Below are 21542 nucleotides of genomic sequence, written 5' to 3'. Positions count from 1 at the left end.
ACTCAAAATTATTTAAAAAGCTGATTCAGATTAACCTCTTTTTTTTCTCTTAATTTTTTTACAATTTTCAAAAAGGCAATAGCAGTTATGTAAGCATCTCCCAATGCGGTATGTCGGTCTTTTTTTGAAATATCAAATTTATCGGCCAGATCATCTAATGAGTAATGGTCTTTTCTTTCAAAGAGATGAGATTTTATTAAAGTTTTTTTGTATAAAACTCCGGTATCAAGTGCTTTGTTTTTTAACTCTGAAAAACCATTTCTTTCAAGGGCTTTGTTAATCATTGTGATATCAAAATACGCATGATGTGCAATAATAATGGCATCTCCCAAATAGGCTAAAAACTGTTCCAAAGCTTCTAATTCTGAAGGGCGTTTTACAACAAAATCTTTCAAAATACCATGAATCTGGGCAGTCGATTCATCATAATGATCCTGCTCTATATAAATCTCAAGGCTATGCTGAACCGAAATAGTGCCATTTTGTAAAACAAGTGCGCCAATACATAAAATCCGGTCGTTTGTAAAATCAAATCCTGTTGTTTCTGTATCCAGAACCACAAAACGTGTTTCTTCGATGGTGATGTTTTCATCGAAAAATTTTTCTTCTTCTTTTTGCCAAAAATTAAATAAACTCATCCTTATACAAGATTAGAAACATTAAAACGTACTGAAATTAATTCCTGAAGTTCCTTAATGGTTTTAAAAGTTCTTTTCAGTTTTATTTTTTCCATTTTAGAAAGGGATTCCAAAGCGATAAATTGTCCTGAATCGTGATGCAAAAGGCCCTGTTTTGTCCTAAATTTCAATAAAGCTTTAAACGAATAAGAGCACGATAAGTACAGTTCACTATTTTGAGGTTCAAGTTCGGCTAATTTTTCAAAACGTTCAGCAGTATTGCTTATAGATTTTACCGAATGTGACAAAATCAGAACCCTGGCTGCATCTGTCAGAGGCATTAAGGCTCTTCTTTTAATATCGAACTGATCTTTATTGGCGCCATCCTGCTCCACTAAAAATTGCCTGAAAAAGCCAGTAGGAGATGGGCTTTGCAGAGCACCGCTCACCAAATGAACATAAAAAATAGGATTAGCTTTTACATTCTCAAATATTGAATCAGATAGCTGGTCTACAATTTCACGATTCCCATATTTTACACTATAATCAAAAAAGATGAACGATAGCAAAACTTCATTTTTACCCGGATTTTTAATCCAGTAAGCCACCTGATTTTTCCATTCGTCAAGGCTCATACACCATTTTGGGTTGGATGCCATCATTTCGGCAGGACAATATTCATAGCCTATAGTAAAAAGTCCTTTGTTGATATACGTGGCTAATTTTAGAAAATAGGCTTTGGTTTCATCCTTAAAAACTTCAGAAACATTTTCATACACAATGGCATTATCCTGATCGGTATGCAGCATTTGCTCATCCCGGCCCTGACTTCCGAGAGCCAGCCAGGTAAATTTTACCGGGGGAGGAGTATTCATTTTTTCCAGCGAAATATCGATAACACGATTTACACAGGCATCGTTTAATTCGGTTATGATTTTTGTAATCAGCGTCATCGGGATATTCTGGTCTAGATATCCTTGTAATAACTGCATGATTCTGGCCCTGATTGGCTTGATTTCTTTAACTTTTGTAGTTCTTTTTAATGCTTTGATCAAAACGGCCGGATTATTTCCCAGCGATACCATAAGATCATGTTTGGATAAAATACCAACAGCTTTTGTATTTACTGTTCCGTCTTTGGTAAGACACAAATAACTGATATTACTTTTAATCATCGCCATTTGTGCCTCAGTAACCGTCATTTTTTTAGAATACGTAATAACGGGCGATGTCATAATAGCCTCGGCAGGCGTTGTAATAGGGTAGTCGCCTGAAACGATTTTGTTGCGCAAATCTTTATCTGTAATAATTCCGATTGGGAGCATTTCATCAACAATCAAAATAGCTCCTACTTTTTTCTTAGTCAGTATTTTTGCAATTTCCTTTGCAGTAGTTGAAGGGCCGCAGGTAACAATTTTTTTTGAGTATTTTACTGGCTGTAAATCAAATATTTCTTTATCGGAATTCTGATTATCAAGAGCGATAATTTCACCATATAAATTGTTTTTATGAACTTCAGAATATGGGTTTTTAGTATTCGAAGCATAACTTTCGATAAGGAAATTTCCAATGGCTTTGTTTTCTAAGGCATAAGGCTTAAAAACGGCAATAGGTATTGCATATAAGATACTTTCTTCATAAGTACTGGCTTCCATAACATAATTTTCCTGCGCCAGAAGCGGTCTTAATCCAAAAATATCGCCTTCATCGCACATATCAAGGGTTTTTTGATTCTTTTTAAGAGCAATTGCACCTTTATGCACTACATAAAAGGAGTCATGTGTTTTTTCATTCTCAGAAAAAATTACCGAATCTTTTTCTTTGTAAATAATAGAAATCTGTTCCGATAATTTTTCAAGGTCTTTTTGATGCAGCAGATTGAAAGGAGGGAAGTGCTTCAAAAAATCGGCAACTCTATGTGAAATGGTATTTTTCATATTGGATTAAGTACTAAATTTTAAAATAGAAACAGAATTGTAAAAGAAACAAATTTCAGTTGCTATTCAAACTATATTTTGTGAAATATCAGGTTTATTTGTTAAACAAAAAAAGTTCCGGAAAGGAACTTTTTAAATATTGTTTTATAATTGCTTTTTTCGGATTCGCATATTGATAAATTCGACAGCCAAAGAGAATGAAATGGCAAAATACAAATAACCTTTTGGAACTGCGCCTATGTGTTCTCCTGCCAGAGCCGCATTTGACAAATGCATACTTTCAGTAATCAGCATAAAACCAATTAGTATCAAAAATGAAAGTCCTAATATTTGTATTGATGGATTTTTATTTACAAAATTCCCCACCGGAACCGCAAAGAGCATCATCACCGCAACCGAAATAATAACTGCAGTAATCATAATAGTTAATGCTCCATGAACGCCATTTGTCATACCAACAGCAGTTAAGATAGAATCTACAGAAAATATCAGGTCAATCAGTAAAATCTGAAGTATAATATTCGAAAATGATTTTTTTGCAGCTGTGTTGAGTGTTTTTTCCTCATGCCCTTTATGATCTACCTTTTCGCTTATTTCTTTGGTACTTTTGTAAATCAGAAATAAGCCTCCAAAGAATAAAATTAATGCCTGACCTGTAAAATCACCTTCCAGCCAACCCCAGTGGATACTAAAAACGGTAGCTTTCATGGCAATCAAATACGAGATTCCAAACAACAGTGCAATTCGCATAAACATAGCTAAAAACAAACCAATCCGGGTTGCTTTTTTTCGTTCATCTTCAGGTAGTTTTCCTGTGACAATCGATATGAAAATGATATTGTCGATTCCTAGAACAATTTCCAGAAAAGTTAGTGTTAGTAATGCAATCCAGGCATCCGGGTTTAAAAATACTTCCATGTAAAACTTAATTTACATTCAATTTACTATTTTTATTCGATTTTAAAAACTTTTCCGCGTTGTTTTTCTTCAGAACCAACCATTCCAAATTCAAAAGTATAAGAATCTTTCGAAGTTGTTAATATTTTCATATTAATGGCTTTTTCTTCGGCCATATTTTTAGGATGCTTTTTCTGCAATACATATTCGCAATCGCTTACCCAGCGTATTGTTGAGGTATCAGTTTTTCCTTCAAAAGTTTCAATTTCAATACTGTCTTTGCGTTCAAAAATCGTTGTTTTCTTAACGCCATCTACTTCAAACTCAAATTTGAATTTTCCGTTTTTGAAATCTTTACAATTGTGTTCTGCGTTATAGCAGGATAGTAAGGCTAATAGTGGAAGTAAGAATATAATTTTTTTCATTTTAATAAGTTGTTTTATAAGAAGCTAATCCTGCTGTCCGCTATATCTTTTGTGGTTCCCGATAGCTATCGGGACGCCACAAAAGGATGCCGCTTCCACCAGGGCTAGGGTAATCGTTTTCACCAGGTAGAATTTTAAAAGAGAAAAGTAATTATTTCAGTCTGTTTAATTCATCATCCGTAAAGTTCTTTATTTGTTTTTCTTTGGCAAACTTTTCGGCATTGTAATTCCCGGATTTGTTTTTCGGAATTGATAAGCTTTCCCAGTCTCCTTTTTTTAATTGCTTGGCATAAAAAACAATTTGTCCGATATGATAAGGATAATGTGCCAATTGACGATTTATGGCTTCGATAACTGTGTGGCCTTCATTCCTGATATAAATAATATCCGAAAGTTGTTCCGGTTTTAAACTGTTCAAAGCGTTCAGAAAACAATTCCAGCCTTTGTTCCAGGTTTCTAAAACACCTTCTTTAGACTGTAAGTCGTTTTCGAATTCGGCATCACGATTACGCCATTCTTTTTCTCCGTCTGAAGTTAAAAAATCAGTCCATCGCGAAAGCATGTTGCCCGAAATATGTTTGATTATGGTTGCAATACTGTTGATATCATCGTTTAAAGCAACAAAAAGCTGTTCAGGTTCTAATTGATCGATTGACTTTTCGCCCAGCATTTTATAATACAAAAACTGCTTTTTAACGCTTTCCAGATAAGATTCATTTGCTTCCATAATTACACTATTTTAATGTCGTATTTATCTAAAAGACCCACTATTCCCTGGGTCGAAAATTGCGCTTTTCGCATTGGGTTAAATTCGGGATCAATTTTATAATTGTAAGCGGTTCTAAAATCAACAGCTGCCAGTTGTGTATCGTTAAAGATGGCTCCGTCTAAATTGCAATTATCAAAAACCGAACTGGTTAAATTGGTTCCTATAAAAGTTACATCTCGCAAAGAAGAATTGATAAACTTTGTTTTAGGCATTTTTTTATTCGAAAACATAGCATAATCCAGCGCACTTTCTTCAAAATAAACCTGAAATAAAAAGTCATCACATTCGTTAAAAGCAATTCCTAAAAGTTTACAGTTTTTAAAAGTTACATTCTTTAAACTCGTTCCGGCCAGACTGGTCATTGACAAATTACAGTCGATAAATTCGCAGTCTAAAAAAGTATTGTAAGCGAAATTGCTGTTAGAAAAATCACAGTTTTTAAAAACACAATCCTCAAACTCACGGTTGTTTATCTTTTTGTCAATATAAATGACTTTCTCGAATGTTTTCTGAATGTGTATTAGACTTTCCATTTTAATTGAATAAAGAGATTAAAGAAACTATGGTGAAATTTGTTTTGTCAGTAAATATTAGTCATTAAACAAACCTTTCATGATAATCTTTAATCCGTAAAAAATTAAAAACATGGCACTCAGACAGGCCACAATCCCAATTCCTAATACCAGATAATGCCAGGCGGTGTGCTGGTTCATAAAGGCATTATAAATCAATGACGGGCCAATAAATAACAAAGGCAATGAGCCCGATAAATATTTAATTCCTTTTCCTAATAATTGTTTATTTGTTGCCATTTTTTTTGTTTCAGGTTTGAAAAAGTTTCAGGTTACAAGTTTAAGCTTTGTAGTTAAGCAGCAGCATCTCACATTTCACCGAAAACTTTTTACTTATTATAATTGTCAACAGCATTTCTAACGCTGCCGTATTTTTTTAATAATTCAGAAGCTTCCTCATACGAAACCGGAATTTCTCCCATAATCATTTTCACTCCACGGTCAACCAGTTTAATATTACTCAATTGCATATCGACCATTTTGTTTCCTTTTACTTTTCCGAGCTGAATCATCGAAGCTGTCGAAATCATATTTAAAACCAGTTTTTGTGCAGTTCCGGCTTTCATTCTCGAACTTCCCGTTACAAATTCAGGACCTACAACGACTACTATAGGAAATTTTGCTGTTAGTGCCAGTGGGCTTCCTTCATTACAGGTAATACAGCCTGTAGCAATATTATTTTCGTTACAGGTTTCTAAACCGCCAATAACATAAGGAGTAGTTCCTGAAGCAGCAATTCCAATCACGATATCGTTCTGGGTGATATTATGTGCCTGTAAATCAATCCAGGCTTGTGTTGCATTATCTTCGGCATTTTCTACCGCACGGCGGATTGCTGTGTCTCCTCCGGCAATGATTCCGTTTACCAAATCAAAAGGAACTCCAAAAGTAGGAGGGCATTCAGAAGCATCTACAACACCCAAACGTCCGGATGTTCCGGCTCCGATGTAAAAAATACGTCCGCCTAATTTTAAATTTACAACAGTCTGCGTAACTAAAGCTTCGATTTGCGGTAATGCTTTTTCGACAGCATTGGGTACAGTTTTGTCTTCGTTATTAATATTAGTCAACAGTTCATGAACTGACATTTTTTCTAAATGTTCGTATTTTGAGGATTGTTCTGTGGTTTTTGTAAACGTCATTTTTTGTAGAAATAGTTATCCTCCAAAATTAAACTTTTTTATCGCAAATCGGGAAAAATTAGAAAGCAAAGTCATTAAGATTTTAATCTTTTTTTGAATGATTTTGTTTCGGGTGAAACCACTTCATAAATCTTGATAAAAGAACTAAAATGTTATATTTGTTACATAATAGAAGATAAATGGATCAATTAGTTTTACTTGAAGGCATCGCCAAAATTTCAGTTTTCGTTTCTTTATTAATGGCGTTTTTTCTGCTGACCGTTAAAACTGAAAACAAATTGGCAAACCGTTTATTTGCTTTCTTTTTTATTTTCTCTGCCATTGATCTCAGCGGATTTTTCACTTACATATACAATGAAAATCACAGGAATTTAGAGATTTTCAGATCCACATTCTGTTTGTTAGGAATGCCGTCGTTTTATCTTTATGTGCTTTCTGCCTGTTATTCGGATTTTAAATTACAAAGGAAACATTTAGTTCATTTGCTTCCTTTTATTATTACCAATTTACTTTTTATTCCCAGAATATACATAAGTATTCAGGAAGGAACTTTTACCGGTATACTAAATCAAATGTCTGAGATTTACTTTATTCAGATTTTGATTGAATTTCAGTATGTGTATTATATTGTGAGTGTATTTTTGATTTTGAAGAAGTACAAAGAAATCTATTTAGAAAATTACACCAATCCGGGTACTTCGACTTATAAATGGCTTTTTCAGATGACTTGCGTTTTTCTTGCTGCACATTCTGTTGTACTGTCAAAAAATATAATACGCTACAGCGGTTTTAGAGAAGTTTTTCTTTGGGCAAACGTGCTTGTCGGAACGATAGCATTATTTATAACCTGCTGGTTTATAATGAAAGCCTTAAAACATCCGGAACTTTTTCGAGGAATTAATTCTAAATTGAAACTAATCAAAGATATTATTCCTGAAGTTGAAGAAAAATCAGAATCTGTAAATTCACAAAACGACATAATTAGTGGTCAGATTTCAGGTTTAAGACAATATATGACAGAGAAAGAACCTTTTCTTGATCCGTCGCTTACAATTCAGGAATTGGCCAATCAAATTGATATTCCGGCTCGGGATTTATCTGTTTTGATTAATCATCATATGGATCAGCATTTTTTTGATTTTGTGAATGAATATCGCATTCAAAAAGCCATGCATATTTTAAAAGACCAATCAAAAAGTCAGCTTACGGTTCTCGAAATATTGTACGAAGTAGGTTTTAATTCAAAATCCTCGTTTAATACTTCTTTCAAAAAATACACAAATTTAACGCCAACAGCTTACAGAAACGGTTGAAAATAAACGTTTTGTAAAAAGTCGTACTTCATAGCAAATAAAGTCGAACCAATTTTCCCAACAGAAAATGGTTCGACTTTATTTTGTCGGTCGCGTACGGAGATTTTCTAAGGCAACTTTGCTTCAAATTCATCGAACAAGTTAAAATTAGAAACCATGAAAAAATTACATCTCCTTATCTTTTTAGTATTGCCTTTATTTTGTTTGGCACAATCCACATTAAAATTAAAAGGAAAAATAGCAACTGAAACAACTCCGTTAGAATGGGCAGATGTTTCGATATTAAATTCCGAAGGAAAAATTATCAACGGAACTGTAACCAAACAAGATGGCTCTTTTGAAATCAATCTTAAAAGCGGTTCATATAAAATCGGAATCAGTGTTTTAGGTTTTGTTGATTATGAAAAAGAAATTTCATTGGAAAAGGATACCGATTTAGGCACAATTATTCTCAAAGAAAATGAAACAAAATTAAGCGAGGTCTTCATTCAGTCTAAAAATAAAACCATCGAACAGAAAACAGACCGTTTGGTTTACAATCCTGAAAACAATATTAACACAACAGGAGGTGATGCTCTGAGTGCTATAAATACAGCGCCTGGTGTAGTAGTAAAAAACGATTTGATTACCCTATTAGGAAAAGGAACTTCACGTGTCATGATCGACGGACGATTGATTGAACTTACTGGCGAAGAACTGAATAATTTTTTAAAATCAATATCAGCAAGTGATATTAAAAACATTGAGATTATCAGCAATCCGCCGGCAAAATATGAAGCGGACGGTTTTGGCGGACTGATTAATATTATCATGAAAAGAGGCGTCCGTGATTTGTGGAAAAACACAACGACGGCTTCATACGACCAAAATAAATATGGAATTTATACTTTGAGGGATAATTTCTTTTACAATAAAAACAAGTTTCGATTTTCGGCAAGCCTGAATGGAAAAACCGGTTATAAAAATGCTGATGAAAATTTGGAAATGTATTTTCCTGACGGACTCTCTAAAATGACAAGTGTCACAAAAGTGAAAAATGAAAATCTTTCCGGAAAATTGGCTTTGGATTATGATTTTTCTGATCGCACAACTATTGGTTTTCAGTTTATGAATGACAGAAATAATCCTGATTTTGGCTCAGATATCAGAATTGAAAAGTATAATCTTCAAAATGAATTGCAGAATGTGACACTGAATAAAAGCTTTACAGATAAAGGATCAAAAAATCAGATTTACAATGCACATTTGATTACCAAATTAGATGCTTTGAATCGAAAATTGTCTTTTGATGTGGATTATTTCAATTACAACTCAAAATTTGACAGAAATTTTATCGCTAACAATTATACTCCTGATATGCAATTTGTGGATGTAAATCAAGCAGGAAGAAATATTTCGAATCAGGATATTGATAACTGGAGTTTTAAGGCCGATATGGAACATCCGTTTCAAGCCTTTAATTTGTCTTATGGTACAAAAATGAGTTTTACAAACAGCGTAAGTGATGTGCTTTTTTACGATACTATTTCGGGAACACCGGAATTAGACCCAAATCAATCCAATAGATTTAAATACACTGAAAATAATCAGTCGATTTACATTAACGGAGATAAAAAGATAAATGAAAAATGGAACCTTCAATTGGGTTTAAGGCTTGAAAACACACAAACGACAGGATTTTCAGAAACGCTTAATCAGGAAAATGTAAATGATTATTTAAAGTTTTTTCCAACCTTTTATGCTTCGTACAAAAGAAATGAGAATAATACTTTTAGTCTGAATTATGGAAAAAGAATCAACAGGCCCCGTTTTGATTTACTGAATCCATTTAAAGTTTACATTAACAGTAATAGTTATTCTGAAGGAAATCCGTTTTTGAAACCTTCATTTAGTGATAATTTTGAATTAACACATTCTTATAAAGAGGTTTTGAGAACGAGCATTTTTATGAATGTCATTACAAACGGTTATGGTGTTATTTTTACCTCAATTCCGGAAACGAATACACAGATTGTAACGCGTGAAAACTATTTTAAAGGTTTGAATTATGGTTTGGGTGAAACATATTCAGCCAGTTTTACAGATTGGTGGGAAAGTGAAAATTCTTTGTACTTTTTAGGTTCAAAAACAGAATTCACAAAGGATTTTAATGCTATGCCGTCAAATAGTCTACAAATAGATTTTACTACAAACAATACATTTATTTTAGGAAAAACAACAAAACTTCAAATTGATTTTAATTTCAGCACGCCTTTTAAAAATGGTTTGTATGAAGTAGGCTATGTTTCTAGTTTTGATATTGGCTTCAAACAGGATTTATTTAACAAAACATTGCAGATTGCTTTTTTGGCGAATGATATTTTTAATACGTCTTATTTAAAAGATTTTACTTCGGTAGTAAACGGTGTAAAACAAGTTTACAGCCAAAATGAAAGTAACCGATTCGTGCGTTTATCTGTGATTTATAATTTTGGAAATAAGAAGATTAATGTGAAAGAACGTGCTTTTGGAAACCAGGATGAGAAAAAGAGAACGGGGAATTAAATTAGATAATGTGTCAATTTGATAATTAGATAATTTTTTTGGGTGTGACCACATTTGCAAAAGGCGCCACTTAACAAACCGCTTATATGCGCCTTCTGTAAATGCGGTCGGGCTATCCGCACTACTTCGGTAGTTTGCTGCTATCCCTCACACAAACGATAGTATATAATTAGATAATGAGTCAATTAGGTAATTAGATGATGTTTTTGGAGGTTCTGAAAAAATGAATTTAGATAATTAGTCAATGCAAATAATTTTCTAATTCACTAATTAAAGAAAGAAAGCCAGTAAAATTCCCAGTACAATCATCGAAACTTTGGCTACATTAAATTTGTGTCCTTCACTGCTTTCGAAAATAATAGTTGATGAAATGTGGAATAAAATTCCGATTACGACGGCTGTTATTTCAGTATAATAATCATTTAAGAAAGGCAGGAAATCTGAAGCTACGGTTCCTAATGGAGTCATTATCGCAAAAGTTACCATAAAAGCAAAAATGGCTTTCTTGTTCAGGCTGGCATTGATGAAAAATGTAGTTAAAATCACGGCAATTGGTAAATGGTGAATTGCAATTCCGATAGCCAAACCATGATGATGGCTTACCGGGAATCCTTCTAAAAAGGCATGAATACAAAGACTGATGAAAAGCAGCCACGGAATCTGAGACATTTTTGCATGCCCGTGAACGTGTCCGTGTTCTGCGCCTTTAGAGAAAAATTCGAGAATGATCTGGAATAAAATTCCGACCATGATAAATAATCCGATATTGTGATTATGTGATTCGTAAACTTCAGGCAAAAGATGCATTACGGTTAGGGACAATAAAAAAGAGCCGCTAAAAGCAAGCAGTAACTTAAGATTGGTTTTGTTTTTTGGTTTTATAAACAAAGCCACTACATAACCTAAAAGTACAGAAAATAAGGGTAATAGATAATTCATTTGTTGATTATCAAATTATTTAAAAATCATGATTAATCGTTCGCTTTCGGTTTTGTGGAATTTTTTGAGCTTATAATCGCCGAAAATATCTAAAAGATAAATACCGGCTTCCTCCATCAAATCCTGAAAGTCTTTTAATGTTAGCGCTTTTACTTTTTCGGTAAAATGATATTGATGCCCCTGATCTTCAAAATCAATTTCTTTAAATATGTGTCCGTCTTCAACATATCTTTTTATCTTGAAATCTATCCCTTCTACGGTCTTAATTTCTTCGGGAACAAGAGTTTCAATGACCTGAACCACGTTCATGAAATCGATTACGGCAAAACCATATTCGGATAAACTTTCTTTGATTGCTTTTAAGGTGGTCAGATTATCATCGTCATTTTCAAAATAACCAAAGCTGGTAAACAAATTAAAAATAGCATCGAATTTTTCCTCAAAAGGCTCACGCATGTCGTGCACTTTAAAATGCAGGGTTTCGTTGCTGTTTTTGCTGGCTTCGGCAATGCTGTTTTCAGATAAATCGGCTCCTAAAACATTAAAGCCAAGTTGGTTTAGGTAAATAGAATGGCGCCCTTTTCCACAAGCTAAATCCAATACTTTTGCTTTTTCGGGCAAGTTTAGATAATGTGTAAGATTGTCCATAAAAATCTGAGCTTCCCTGTAATTACGATCCTTATACAAAATGTGATAATACGGAGTGTCAAACCATGATGTAAACCAGTTTTCGGTATTACGATCCTGATTAGGCGTTGATGAGTTAGGTGCTTCAGACATTTATTCTATTTCAATTAATTCAAAGTCCGGCAAATTTAGTGTATTTTTGCCGAAAAATAACTATTTCGCGCTGATACCTGATGTATTCTTGTGCAATTTGGAATGTTTTTATTGCAGATTTGATTTTGATTGTAAATCTGTTTTAATTCAAATATAAAGATGGAAGAAAATTTTAGAATGATAGCCAAATGTTTTTTTGGTTTTGAAGAAATATTAGAAAAAGAATTGCGTGATCTTGGTGCTCAGGACGTCGAAAAAGGGGTAAGGATGGTAAGTTTTAAAGGTGATAAAGGGTTTATGTACAAAGCCAATTTGTCACTTAGAACAGCTCTTAAAGTTTTAAAACCAATTTATTCATTCAGGGCCAATAATGAACAAGCGTTATATAAAGGAATTTCAGGTGTAAACTGGTCTAAATTGCTGAATGCCAATCAGACTTTTGTAATTGATGCTACGGTTCATTCTACTTATTTTAACCATTCTGAGTTTGTTTCTCAAAAATGTAAAGACGCTATTGTAGATCAGTTTAGAGAAAGAACCGGACAAAGACCGAGCATTGACAAGGCTTTTCCTGATTTAAGAATTAATGTTCATATCGATAAAGATCAGGTTTCAGTAGCTTTGGATACTTCAGGAAATTCACTGCATCAGCGTGGTTACAGAACGGCGACTAATATTGCTCCGATTAACGAAGTTTTGGCTGCAGGGATTTTATTACTATCGGGTTGGGAAGGACAAAGTCACTTTTTGGATCCGATGTGTGGCTCCGGAACTTTTTTGGCAGAAGCTGCTATGATTGCCTGTAATATTCCGGCTAATATTAATCGTAAAGAATTTGCTTTCGAAAAATGGAAAGACTGGGATAACGATTTATTCGATAAAATTGTTGACAGCCTGATGAAAAAAACTAAAGAATTTCATTATACAATTAAAGGTTTTGATAAGGCTCCAAGTGCTGTTAACAAAGCGAAAGATAATATCAGAAATGCCAATTTGGATGATTATGTTGCGGTTTCTGAAGATAATTTTTTTGATACTGAAAAGCAAGTTGAAGGGAAGCTACATATGGTTTTCAATCCTCCTTATGATGAACGTCTGGATATTCAAATGGAAAGATTTTACGCAAATATCGGTGATACCTTAAAGAAAAGTTATCCTGGAACAAACGCCTGGTTTATAACTGCAAACCTTGAGGCTTTGAAATTTGTTGGTCTAAAGCCTTCGAGAAAAATAAAACTTTTCAATGGAAGTCTGGAAGCACGTTTAGTAAAATACGAAATGTACGAAGGAAGCAAAAGAACGAAATTCCAAGTTAATGAATAAATAGGTAAAGATTCAAAGAAACTGAGAGAAAACCTTTGTCGCTTTGTACCTCGTATAACTTTTGAACCTTAAAAAGAAAAAAAATGACAAAATTACAAGTAAGGGCTTTTTTATACCAATTAGGATGTTTCGCAATTTTATTTATCCTTGTAAGATTTATAGTTGCAGAATACACAGGATTAACAGGAATCTGGATTCCGATGACAGCTTTTATTGTGGCAACTTTGATCGCTCCGCAATTTAAGGCACTGAAAACTAAAGATGGCGAAAAGCTTTTTATGAAATGGATTTTCATAAAAGGAATTAAAGAAATTGGATAATCAAATCGTTTGCTACTCTATACATTCAAATGCAGCAATAGATTTTCAATTTTCATAAAAAGAATTAAATAAAAAACCACGAATTCACTAATAATGAATTCGTGGTTTTTATTTTTAAATGGATGCTATTTATTTCTTAGAATCTTTTTTTTCTTCTTCCGGGACTTTTACTGTCTTTTTATAAAGCGGAATAAAATAGGAAACAGTATAATTAAAACCAACTCCGAAACTTCCATCATAAGTTCTGTTAAATCCCGGAATATAAAGATTTTCAAAATTATCAGGTTCTTTATTTGCTAAAAGCATTTTTAACTGAATACCAAATCCGACAAATACATTGTTAAAAACTTTGGCTTTCATACCTATAGCAACTTCCCCCCAGGCAGCTGTTAAGCCTGTATATTTCGTTCCATCAGCAATGGGTGGTATCTCTCCCCAATATTGGTCAGCATTGTAAATTTTATAGCTGTTCAATTGCTGGCTAAATGTACTAAAACCTGCTCGTAAACCAACTGATATGATGTTTTCCATATCCAGCCAGTTATTATACATATTGTAGTCAAAACCTCCTTTTATGTAAGTTCCTGTAGCGGTTGAGTTTAATCGGTCATCATCAGTAGTCTTATCTTCGAAACCAAGTTCAGCAGCCAAATAATATTTTTTGGTGAGACGAAAATCACCCACAAATTCTACTCCTTTATAATCTTTATCATAAAAACCACGGGTTAATTTATATAAATCGACACCTACGCGTAAACCGTAGCGGTCTTTTTTTACAGGAATGCTGTCAGTTATGGTTTCCGCAGGAACCTTCGTCGTTTTAGGTTTTGGTTTTTCGGAACTTATTTCTTTTGTTACCGGAGCTACAGGTATTTCCTGAGCCTGAACAAGAAACACTGCAAATAATAAACAGATACTAGAAAAATATTTTAACATGTGTTTCATTTTCTAATTCGACATTAGGATTAAATAAATCAATATTGCTTATCCAATAGTTATTCGCATCTTCATCTCCTGCGCGTTGAATTGATGTTAAAGTGTAAATGGTTTTAAAACCGCAGGCTCTCGACACATATACATTTTTTCGTGTATAATTAAATGTCAGCATATCAGTGTTGCTTAAACCTGGATTTGCGGTACTAAAATTAGATATAAAACTATAGGTCACAGCATCTCTTGTAGGATCTAATGGAATTAAAACCTGAGTTGCACTAGTGGTGTATTTTGCATCATCAGTAGTAGCGGTTTCATTAAAAACAATACCATTTTCTACATTATCTCCCTGAATTTTCAAACGTGTTACATTTTTTTCAACTGTTGGGCGGTCGGCAAAGAAAAAAGAAATCAACATTCTAGGTGTTGTGGGAGTATTCGCATCGCAAATATCGTCTTTTTCACAACTTGAAAGTCCAAAAGTGAAAACCAATAAAAGAGCAATTATTTTTTTCATTTAAAGTTTATTATCGAAGTTCTAAAAGTACAACATTTTCGACATGATGTGTTTGTGGAAACATATCTACCGGGCGTACACGTGTAACTTTGTATTTTTCGTCCATTAGAGCCAAATCTCTTGCCTGAGTTGCTGAGTTACAGCTTACATACACTATTTTTTCAGGCGCGATTTTTAAAATTTGTTCAATAACGTCTTTATGCATTCCATCCCTTGGAGGATCGGTAATAATAACATCCGGTTTGCCATGCTGAGCAATAAAAGCTTCATTGAAAACAACTTTCATGTCTCCAACAAAAAACTCGCAATTCGTAATATTATTGCGTTCTGCATTTGCTTTAGCATCTAAAATAGCTTCAGGAACACTTTCTACTCCAATTACTTTTTTTGCTTTTTTTGAAACAAATTGTGCAATAGTTCCGGTTCCTGTATATAAATCATAAACGGTTTCGTTACCGGAAAGTCCGGCAAAATCTCGTGTTATTTTGTACAGTTCGTAAGCCTGATCTGAGTTGGTCTGGTAAAATGATTTGGCATTGATACTAAACTTTAAACCTTCCATTTCTTCAAGAATATAATCTCTTCCTTTATAAAGTTTTATATTTTGATCGTAAATAGTGTCGTTTGGTTTTGAATTAACCACATATTGCAATGATGTAATTTGTGGAAATTTTTCGTAAAGATGATCTAAAATCAATTCACGACTGGCTTTGTCGTTTTCGAAAAACTGAATTAAAACCATGATTTCACCTGTAGATGCAGTACGAATCATAAAAGTTCTCAATAAACCCGAATGTTCCCTCGGATTAAAGAAAGTTAAATTGTTTTCGTTTGCAAAAGTTCTGATTTCATTTCGGATAGCGTTTGAAGGATCTTCCTGTAAATGGCATTTAGTAATATCCAGAATCTTGTCCCACATTTTCGGAATATGAAAACCTAATGCATTTCTGTTGCCTAAATCTTCAGTGCTTTCAATTTCTTTTTCGGTTAACCAACGGCTGTTCGAAAAAGAAAATTCCATTTTATTTCTATAAAAAAACTGTTTTTCAGAACCTAAAATATCTTCAAATTCAGGTAACTCAATTTTGCCAATTCTTTGTAAATGATTTTTCACTTCATTTTGTTTGTAATAAAGCTGCTGGCTATATTTCATATTTTGCCACTTACACCCACCACAAACACCAAAATGTTCACAGATTGGTTCTACACGATGCTCTGAAAATTCGTGAAATTTAACGGCTTTACCTTCATAATAAGCCTTGCGTTTTTTAAAAGTTTGTACATCAACCACATCGCCCGGAACCACATTCGGAATAAAGATTACTTTTCCGTCAGGAGCTTTTGCAACTGATACACCTTTTGCGCCGGCATCAAGAACTTGTATTTGATGAAAGACGACTTTATCTGTATTTTTTCTTCCCATAGCGCAAAAATAAGGGTTTGTAAACTTTTATAAATTTAATTTTTAAAATATTTTATCAAATTCTATAATTTAAGTCGTTTAATTGGCTTTAAAAGCTAACTTTGTTTTATCAAATGCTTCGATAGCCCCATATTAAGTCTAAGTAATTGTTATTTCGTATGAAGTTGTATCATAATCTTTCTAAAATTGGCTTTTTAAAAAAAAGTTATGCTTTCAAATTTCTATTTGTTGCTTTTATAGGTATACATATTCCGTTAATTGGTATCCTGTTTTTTGTTCTGTATTTTAATACTTCTATTTCGCCCACATCAGTTTTAGTTTTTTCTTTAATTATGACCTTGCTAGCAACTGCAATTACACTTTTGGTTTTAAACGAGCTGATTAAGCCCATTGCTATAGCTTCGAAAGCATTAAACGATTATAGAAATGAGAGAAGCTTATCTGTTTTGCCAACAGAATACAATGATGAAGCAGGTTTATTAATGAGTAATATTCAGGAGTCTATTTTTGAAGCTGAAACTTTTATTAATGAAAAGCAGGATTTAATTTATATGCTCTCGCACGATTTGAAAAATTTTGCGGGAAATCCTCAGGGACTTGCAAAGCTTATTATGGAAGAAAAGCCATCTGAGTCAGTTAAGCAATTGGCTGAATTGATTTGTGAATCAACAAATTTGCAATTTAGATACATTGAAAATTTTATTAAATTACTGGATGAACAGGATCAGGTGGTGAGAATAAATCCGGAGGTCAGAAAAATTTCGTTTCCTGATGTTTTAGATTTTGTCAACGAACAGGTAGAGCAGCGTCTTATTGATAAGAATATCACTCTGGATGTTAGTATAGAAATTGAAGAAACCAAGCTTAAAATTGATGAAGGATTATTAATTCAGGTTTTGGTAAATTTAATTAGTAATGCTGTTAAATTCTCTTATTTTGACAGTGAAATTAAACTGAGGATTTTTACAGAAAATAATGATTTAATACTAACAGTTTCTGACAAAGGAATTGGTTTCAATGAGCATCAGATTGAAGAATTGTTTAAGAAGTTTACGAAAATGAGCCGACTTGGAACCGCCAACGAATCTTCAACAGGAATTGGTTTATACTTGTGTAAAAAAATCATCGAAAGAAATAAAGGCAAACTAACGGCCTCCAGTGAAGGAACAAATAAAGGAGCTGAATTTAAAATTGTGTTTGAATGTTGCTAAACTATTTTCTTTTGATCAATTCATAATTGATAATTGTGAAACTATAAAAACATAAATCAGATGAAATTTTCCCGAAAATAATTCCGAAGAAATAATTCCCAAAAAGTATCGGCATCCAGTACATACAAAAAGGGCGAATGATCAAAAAGTCTAAAATTGCAGGGTATCCAAACTCTAAAATTAAGTTTTTTAAAAGTTTAAAAATTTCTAAGGCAGAAGTTTTTTTGCCTAAAAGTTTATTTTGTTTTGCTAATCTTTTATAAGAAGAAAATAAAATTACACTGTAAAAAGCCAGATATTCTGCAATCGTAATCAAATAAGCCGTTGTTAATCCGTTGTAAATTTTGCTGAAAAGTGAAGATGTAAGTGCAGCACTCGTACTTGCTAATTCGGCATATTTATATCGATTGAACCATTCTTTAAAATTTGATTTTTTTAACATTTTAGAAAATTTCCGGGAAAAGAAAGTCCTAAGGTAATACGTTTTTTCAAATTTAAAAATCAAATTACATAATACCTTAGAACTTTGTAATTTTTTATTTATTTGCTATTGAATAAACAAATTTAGGTTTTCCTTCTGAACATTCTATTCCCGACGGAGAAAGCATGAGGTCACAGGTCCCAATTATTTTCCATTTTTTATTATAGGCAGCCTGAGCTTTTAGGTACTCGTTTACTTTTGCAAGGAATTTGGTCTTATCTATTTTTTTAGAATACATTACATAAGCATTTACCCCGCCACAAGGACTTGCGCTAATTCTTGTAAAATCCCACTCTTCAGGATTTGTACAGGCTTGAGAAGTGGATAATGAAAGAGTAACAATTTCGTTATGCATTACTTCTAATTTTTGAGAATCTTCATTCTGTGATTCTTCGTCATTGCTACAGGACGCAGTTATAAGGCAGATAATAAATATAATAAAACTTAATTTTTTCATGGTTAATGATTTTAGGTTCGTTTTATTAATAAGATATGTTGTTTGTAAAAGGGTTGCGTAATCATAAAAAAAGTTTCTAAGATTCTACTTTCAAAATCTTAGAAACTTAAGTGTTTCAATTTCTGGGAGTCTTTTAATAAATAACTACCACAACTGATGAACTGAAGGTTTTATGTATTTTTCGTAAATTTTATTCATAGCTTCAATTTTTTCTATAGATAATTTAGGTAAATCATATATAGATAAATTGGATAATACATGGCTTTCTTTTGAAGCACCCGGGATAATACAGCTTATATCTTCAAAACTCAAAATCCACTGTAAAGCATATGGTGCTAAATTTGGAGCATCCGGAAATAATGATTTTAATTCCTCAACCGCTTTTAATCCTAATTCGTAATCAATGCCAGAGAAAGTTTCTCCCTTGTCAAAAGCATCTCCGTTTCTGTTGAAATTTCTGTGATCTTGTGGCTCGAAAATTGTTTTTGCATCGAATTTACCGGTTAAAAGCCCGCTTGCCAAAGGGACCCTTGCAATGATACCAATATCTTTTTTTCTTGCTTCAGAAAAGAATAATTGTGAAGGACGCTGACGAAATAAATTAAAAATAATCTGTACTGTCGTAACATTCGAATGTTCAATTGCTTTTAAGGCTTCTTCTACTTTTTCTACACTAACACCAAGATTCAAAATTTTTCCTTGCTCTTTTAAACGGTCGAACAGTTCAAAAATTTCAGGACGATAAAAAACTTCAGTAGGAGGACAGTGGAGCTGAATTAAATCGATAGTCTCTAACCCAAGTCTTTTTAAACTGTCTTCAATATATTTCTGAAGTACTTTTGGCTGATATCCTTCATTAATATGCGGATTTATATGACGCCCGCATTTTGTTGCAACGTAAATTCGTTCAGATCTTGAACGAACGACTCTTCCAACGGCAGTTTCACTTAGGCCATTTTCATAAACATCTGCAGTATCAATAAAGTTTACACCATTATCAATTGCAGTATTTAAAAGTTCGTCGGCAGTTTTATTGTCAAAAGCTGATCCCCATTTTCCCCCAACCTGCCAGGTGCCAAGTGAGATTTCGGATATATTAAAATTGGTTTTGCCTAATTTTCTGTAGTTCATTTTTTTTGAGTTTCAAAGGTTCATAGTAACAAAGCTTCAAAGGTTTCTAAAAGGTGTAAAGGCTTTTGGGTTAGTTAATAAAACTTTGTGCCTATGGACCTTTTGCAACTTTGAACCTTGTTTTAATCAAATAAATCAGATGATAAATAACGGTCTCCACGATCACAAATAATCGCTACGATAACACCTGATTCTAATTGTTCAGCAATTTTTAGGGCTACAGCTACAGAACCTCCGCTGCTCATTCCTGCAAAAACGCCTTCTTTCAGTGCTAATCTTTTAGTCATTTCTCTTGCTTCTTCTTCACTTACATCGATAACGGTATCAACTTTTGAAGCATCAAAAATCTTCGGCAAATATTCCTGTGGCCATTTGCGGATTCCGGGAATTTGCGACCCATCGCTCGGCTGAGCACCTATAATCTGAATATTTGAATTTTTCTCTTTTAGATAGGATGATGTACCGATAATGGTTCCTGTTGTTCCCATTGCTGATACGAAATGGGTTACAGTTCCCTCAGTGTCTTCCCATATTTCAGGACCGGTAGTTTTGTAATGTGCTTTCCAGTTGTCATCATTTGCAAACTGATTTAGCATTACATAGCCGCCTTCGGCTACTTTTTTATCGGCGTAATCACGAGAACCGATGATTCCTTCACTTGCAGGTGTTAAAATAACTGTGGCGCCATATGCACGCATAGTTTGTGTACGTTCTTTTGTAGAATCCTCAGGCAGGACTAATTCTATTTCAACCTGAAATAATTGCGCAATCATCGCCAGGGCAATTCCGGTATTACCACTTGTAGCTTCGATTAATTTGTCGCCTTTTTTTATATCACCTCTTTCTAAAGCCGAGGCAATCATGTTGTATGCCGCTCTGTCTTTTACGCTTCCCCCCGGATTGTTGCCTTCAAGTTTTAATAAAAGTTTTACGTTTTTATTTTGAACCAGATTGACAGTTTCCATCAAAGGAGTGTTGCCGATCAGGTTTATTAATTTTTGTGGTTTCATTCTATTTTTTTTCTTTTATTTTAACTTCGGTTGTAGTGGTGTTCAGTACGATTGAATCTGCCGGAATTGATTTGGTCACCCAGGCATTTCCTCCTACGATGCTGTTTTTGCCAATGATAGTTTCACCTCCCAGGATGGTTGCATTGGCATAAATACAGACATTTTTTTCTACTGTGGGATGGCGTTTGGCATTTTTCATTTCCTTGCTCACGCTCAAAGCGCCTAAAGTAACTCCCTGATAAATTTTTACATGTTTTTCGATTACGGTTGTTTCACCAATTACGATCCCGGTTGCATGATCAATAAAAAACGGTGAAGCAATATTGGCTCCGGCGTGAATATCAGTTCCGGTAATTCTATGCGCATATTCGCTCATCAATCGTGAAAACAATAACAAATCGAGTTTGTATAATTCGTGGCTTAATCTATAAATAGCAATTGCGTAGAAGCCAGGATATCCTAAGTAAACTTCGTCTATACTGTTTGATGCAGGATCGTTTTCTAAAATATATTCTGCATCCTGATTCAGTTTCTCTAAAACTTCGGGTAGTTTTTCCAGAAAAAAATCCCACATGGATCCACATAATTTTTCCGGTTTTTTGCAGGCCATTACGGCAATTTCTTTAAAACGAAATTCAAGTTCGTCAATACTTTTATCTAAAACTGCATTTGAATCAAAAAGGGTATAAAAAAGCTTTTCAGTAAACTCTTCGGTTTTAGTTTTGATTCCGTAATTTATGTTAGAATGGCTTTTTAAAGCTTTGATATTTTGTATGATACGATCTTTTGACACAATTGTAA

The 21542-nt window shown here is 33.6% G+C and carries 23 protein-coding genes; 5 read left to right on the top strand and 18 right to left on the bottom strand.

Annotated elements, in window-relative coordinates; all coding sequences use genetic code 11:
- Positions 1-8 precede the first annotated feature (8 nt).
- The 8 genes from DMB68_RS19305 to murQ form a co-directional block, all read right to left on the bottom strand.
- The gene (locus DMB68_RS19305; RefSeq protein ID WP_110348276.1) at positions 9-638 is read right to left on the bottom strand and encodes a 3'-5' exonuclease; all 630 of its coding nucleotides are present in this window, start codon (positions 636-638) and stop codon (positions 9-11) included.
- A gap of 2 nt (positions 639-640) precedes the next feature.
- On the bottom strand, positions 641-2554 hold the full coding sequence (locus tag DMB68_RS19300) for a DUF294 nucleotidyltransferase-like domain-containing protein (protein ID WP_110348275.1): 1914 nt from the start codon (positions 2552-2554) through the stop codon (positions 641-643).
- A 144-nt stretch (positions 2555-2698) separates the two neighbouring features.
- Positions 2699-3472: a TerC family protein gene (locus DMB68_RS19295; protein ID WP_110348274.1), complete on the bottom strand. Its 774-nt coding sequence runs from the start codon at positions 3470-3472 to the stop codon at positions 2699-2701.
- A 32-nt stretch (positions 3473-3504) separates the two neighbouring features.
- Entirely contained in the window at positions 3505-3876 is a 372-nt protein-coding gene (locus DMB68_RS19290; protein ID WP_110348273.1) for a DNA topoisomerase IV, read from the bottom strand.
- A gap of 151 nt (positions 3877-4027) precedes the next feature.
- Positions 4028-4603, bottom strand: a complete 576-nt coding sequence (locus tag DMB68_RS19285) for a DUF1572 family protein (protein WP_110348272.1) — start codon at positions 4601-4603, stop codon at positions 4028-4030.
- A gap of 2 nt (positions 4604-4605) precedes the next feature.
- Positions 4606-5178 (bottom strand): pentapeptide repeat-containing protein, encoded by a 573-nt coding sequence (locus tag DMB68_RS19280; RefSeq protein WP_110348271.1) that lies wholly within the window; start codon positions 5176-5178, stop codon positions 4606-4608.
- Between the two features lie 57 nt (positions 5179-5235).
- Positions 5236-5457, bottom strand: coding sequence for a DUF6095 family protein (locus DMB68_RS19275; protein ID WP_110348270.1), 222 nt, complete (start codon positions 5455-5457; stop codon positions 5236-5238).
- 89 nt (positions 5458-5546) lie between these two features.
- Complete coding sequence (gene murQ / locus DMB68_RS19270; RefSeq protein WP_110348269.1) at positions 5547-6359, bottom strand: N-acetylmuramic acid 6-phosphate etherase; 813 nt, start codon at positions 6357-6359, stop codon at positions 5547-5549.
- A 179-nt stretch (positions 6360-6538) separates the two neighbouring features.
- On the opposite strand from murQ, the gene DMB68_RS19265 reads away from it, so the two are divergent.
- Together DMB68_RS19265 and DMB68_RS19260 are read left to right on the top strand one after the other, a co-directional pair.
- Positions 6539-7672, top strand: coding sequence for a helix-turn-helix domain-containing protein (locus tag DMB68_RS19265; protein ID WP_110348268.1), 1134 nt, complete (start codon positions 6539-6541; stop codon positions 7670-7672).
- 156 nt (positions 7673-7828) lie between these two features.
- Positions 7829-10216, top strand: coding sequence for a TonB-dependent receptor domain-containing protein (locus DMB68_RS19260; protein WP_110348267.1), 2388 nt, complete (start codon positions 7829-7831; stop codon positions 10214-10216).
- A 270-nt stretch (positions 10217-10486) separates the two neighbouring features.
- Here the strand turns inward: DMB68_RS19260 and DMB68_RS19255 are convergent, their stop codons facing one another.
- Complete coding sequence (locus DMB68_RS19255) at positions 10487-11155, bottom strand: ZIP family metal transporter (RefSeq protein WP_110348266.1); 669 nt, start codon at positions 11153-11155, stop codon at positions 10487-10489.
- A 15-nt stretch (positions 11156-11170) separates the two neighbouring features.
- Positions 11171-11935 carry a class I SAM-dependent methyltransferase gene (locus DMB68_RS19250; protein WP_110348265.1) on the bottom strand — a complete coding sequence of 255 codons (765 nt, stop codon included), beginning with the start codon at positions 11933-11935 and terminating at the stop codon, positions 11171-11173.
- 159 nt (positions 11936-12094) lie between these two features.
- On the opposite strand from DMB68_RS19250, the gene DMB68_RS19245 reads away from it, so the two are divergent.
- Together DMB68_RS19245 and DMB68_RS19240 are read left to right on the top strand one after the other, a co-directional pair.
- Positions 12095-13258 carry a THUMP domain-containing class I SAM-dependent RNA methyltransferase gene (locus DMB68_RS19245; RefSeq protein WP_110348264.1) on the top strand — a complete coding sequence of 388 codons (1164 nt, stop codon included), beginning with the start codon at positions 12095-12097 and terminating at the stop codon, positions 13256-13258.
- 83 nt (positions 13259-13341) lie between these two features.
- Positions 13342-13578 carry a hypothetical protein gene (locus DMB68_RS19240; RefSeq protein WP_110348263.1) on the top strand — a complete coding sequence of 79 codons (237 nt, stop codon included), beginning with the start codon at positions 13342-13344 and terminating at the stop codon, positions 13576-13578.
- Positions 13579-13707: 129 nt separating this feature from the next.
- Here DMB68_RS19240 and DMB68_RS19235 read toward each other — a convergent pair whose 3' ends face one another.
- The 3 genes from DMB68_RS19235 to rlmD are packed head-to-tail and all read right to left on the bottom strand — an operon-like array spanning position 13708 to position 16451.
- A complete protein-coding gene (locus tag DMB68_RS19235) occupies positions 13708-14523 on the bottom strand; it encodes a DUF6048 family protein (protein ID WP_110348262.1) in 816 nt (271 codons plus the stop codon).
- Positions 14495-15028, bottom strand: a complete 534-nt coding sequence (locus tag DMB68_RS19230; RefSeq protein WP_110348261.1) for a DUF6452 family protein — start codon at positions 15026-15028, stop codon at positions 14495-14497. Before DMB68_RS19230 ends, DMB68_RS19235 begins: the two co-directional genes overlap by 29 nt.
- Positions 15029-15038: 10 nt before the next feature.
- Positions 15039-16451, bottom strand: coding sequence for a 23S rRNA (uracil(1939)-C(5))-methyltransferase RlmD (gene rlmD / locus DMB68_RS19225; protein WP_110348260.1), 1413 nt, complete (start codon positions 16449-16451; stop codon positions 15039-15041).
- A 332-nt stretch (positions 16452-16783) separates the two neighbouring features.
- Here rlmD and DMB68_RS19220 point away from each other — a divergent pair, with 332 nt between their 5' ends.
- Positions 16784-17662: a sensor histidine kinase gene (locus DMB68_RS19220; protein ID WP_231131693.1), complete on the top strand. Its 879-nt coding sequence runs from the start codon at positions 16784-16786 to the stop codon at positions 17660-17662.
- 1 nt (position 17663) lies between these two features.
- On the opposite strand, the gene DMB68_RS19215 is transcribed toward DMB68_RS19220, so the two are convergent.
- The 5 genes from DMB68_RS19215 to epsC form a co-directional block, all read right to left on the bottom strand.
- Positions 17664-18104, bottom strand: coding sequence for a hypothetical protein (locus tag DMB68_RS19215; RefSeq protein ID WP_110348258.1), 441 nt, complete (start codon positions 18102-18104; stop codon positions 17664-17666).
- Between the two features lie 94 nt (positions 18105-18198).
- Positions 18199-18600 (bottom strand): hypothetical protein, encoded by a 402-nt coding sequence (locus DMB68_RS19210; protein ID WP_110348257.1) that lies wholly within the window; start codon positions 18598-18600, stop codon positions 18199-18201.
- Positions 18601-18744: 144 nt separating this feature from the next.
- Complete coding sequence (locus DMB68_RS19205; RefSeq protein WP_110348256.1) at positions 18745-19731, bottom strand: aldo/keto reductase; 987 nt, start codon at positions 19729-19731, stop codon at positions 18745-18747.
- Positions 19732-19853: 122 nt separating this feature from the next.
- The gene (cysM, locus tag DMB68_RS19200) at positions 19854-20741 is read right to left on the bottom strand and encodes a cysteine synthase CysM (RefSeq protein WP_110348255.1); all 888 of its coding nucleotides are present in this window, start codon (positions 20739-20741) and stop codon (positions 19854-19856) included.
- 1 nt (position 20742) lies between these two features.
- Complete coding sequence (gene epsC / locus DMB68_RS19195) at positions 20743-21534, bottom strand: serine O-acetyltransferase EpsC (RefSeq protein WP_110348254.1); 792 nt, start codon at positions 21532-21534, stop codon at positions 20743-20745.
- Positions 21535-21542 lie beyond the last annotated feature (8 nt).

This window comes from Flavobacterium hydrophilum (genome assembly GCF_003202405.1).
Classification (GTDB): Bacteria; Bacteroidota; Bacteroidia; order Flavobacteriales; family Flavobacteriaceae; genus Flavobacterium; species Flavobacterium hydrophilum.
This window is presented reverse-complemented; position numbering and strand designations above follow the sequence as displayed.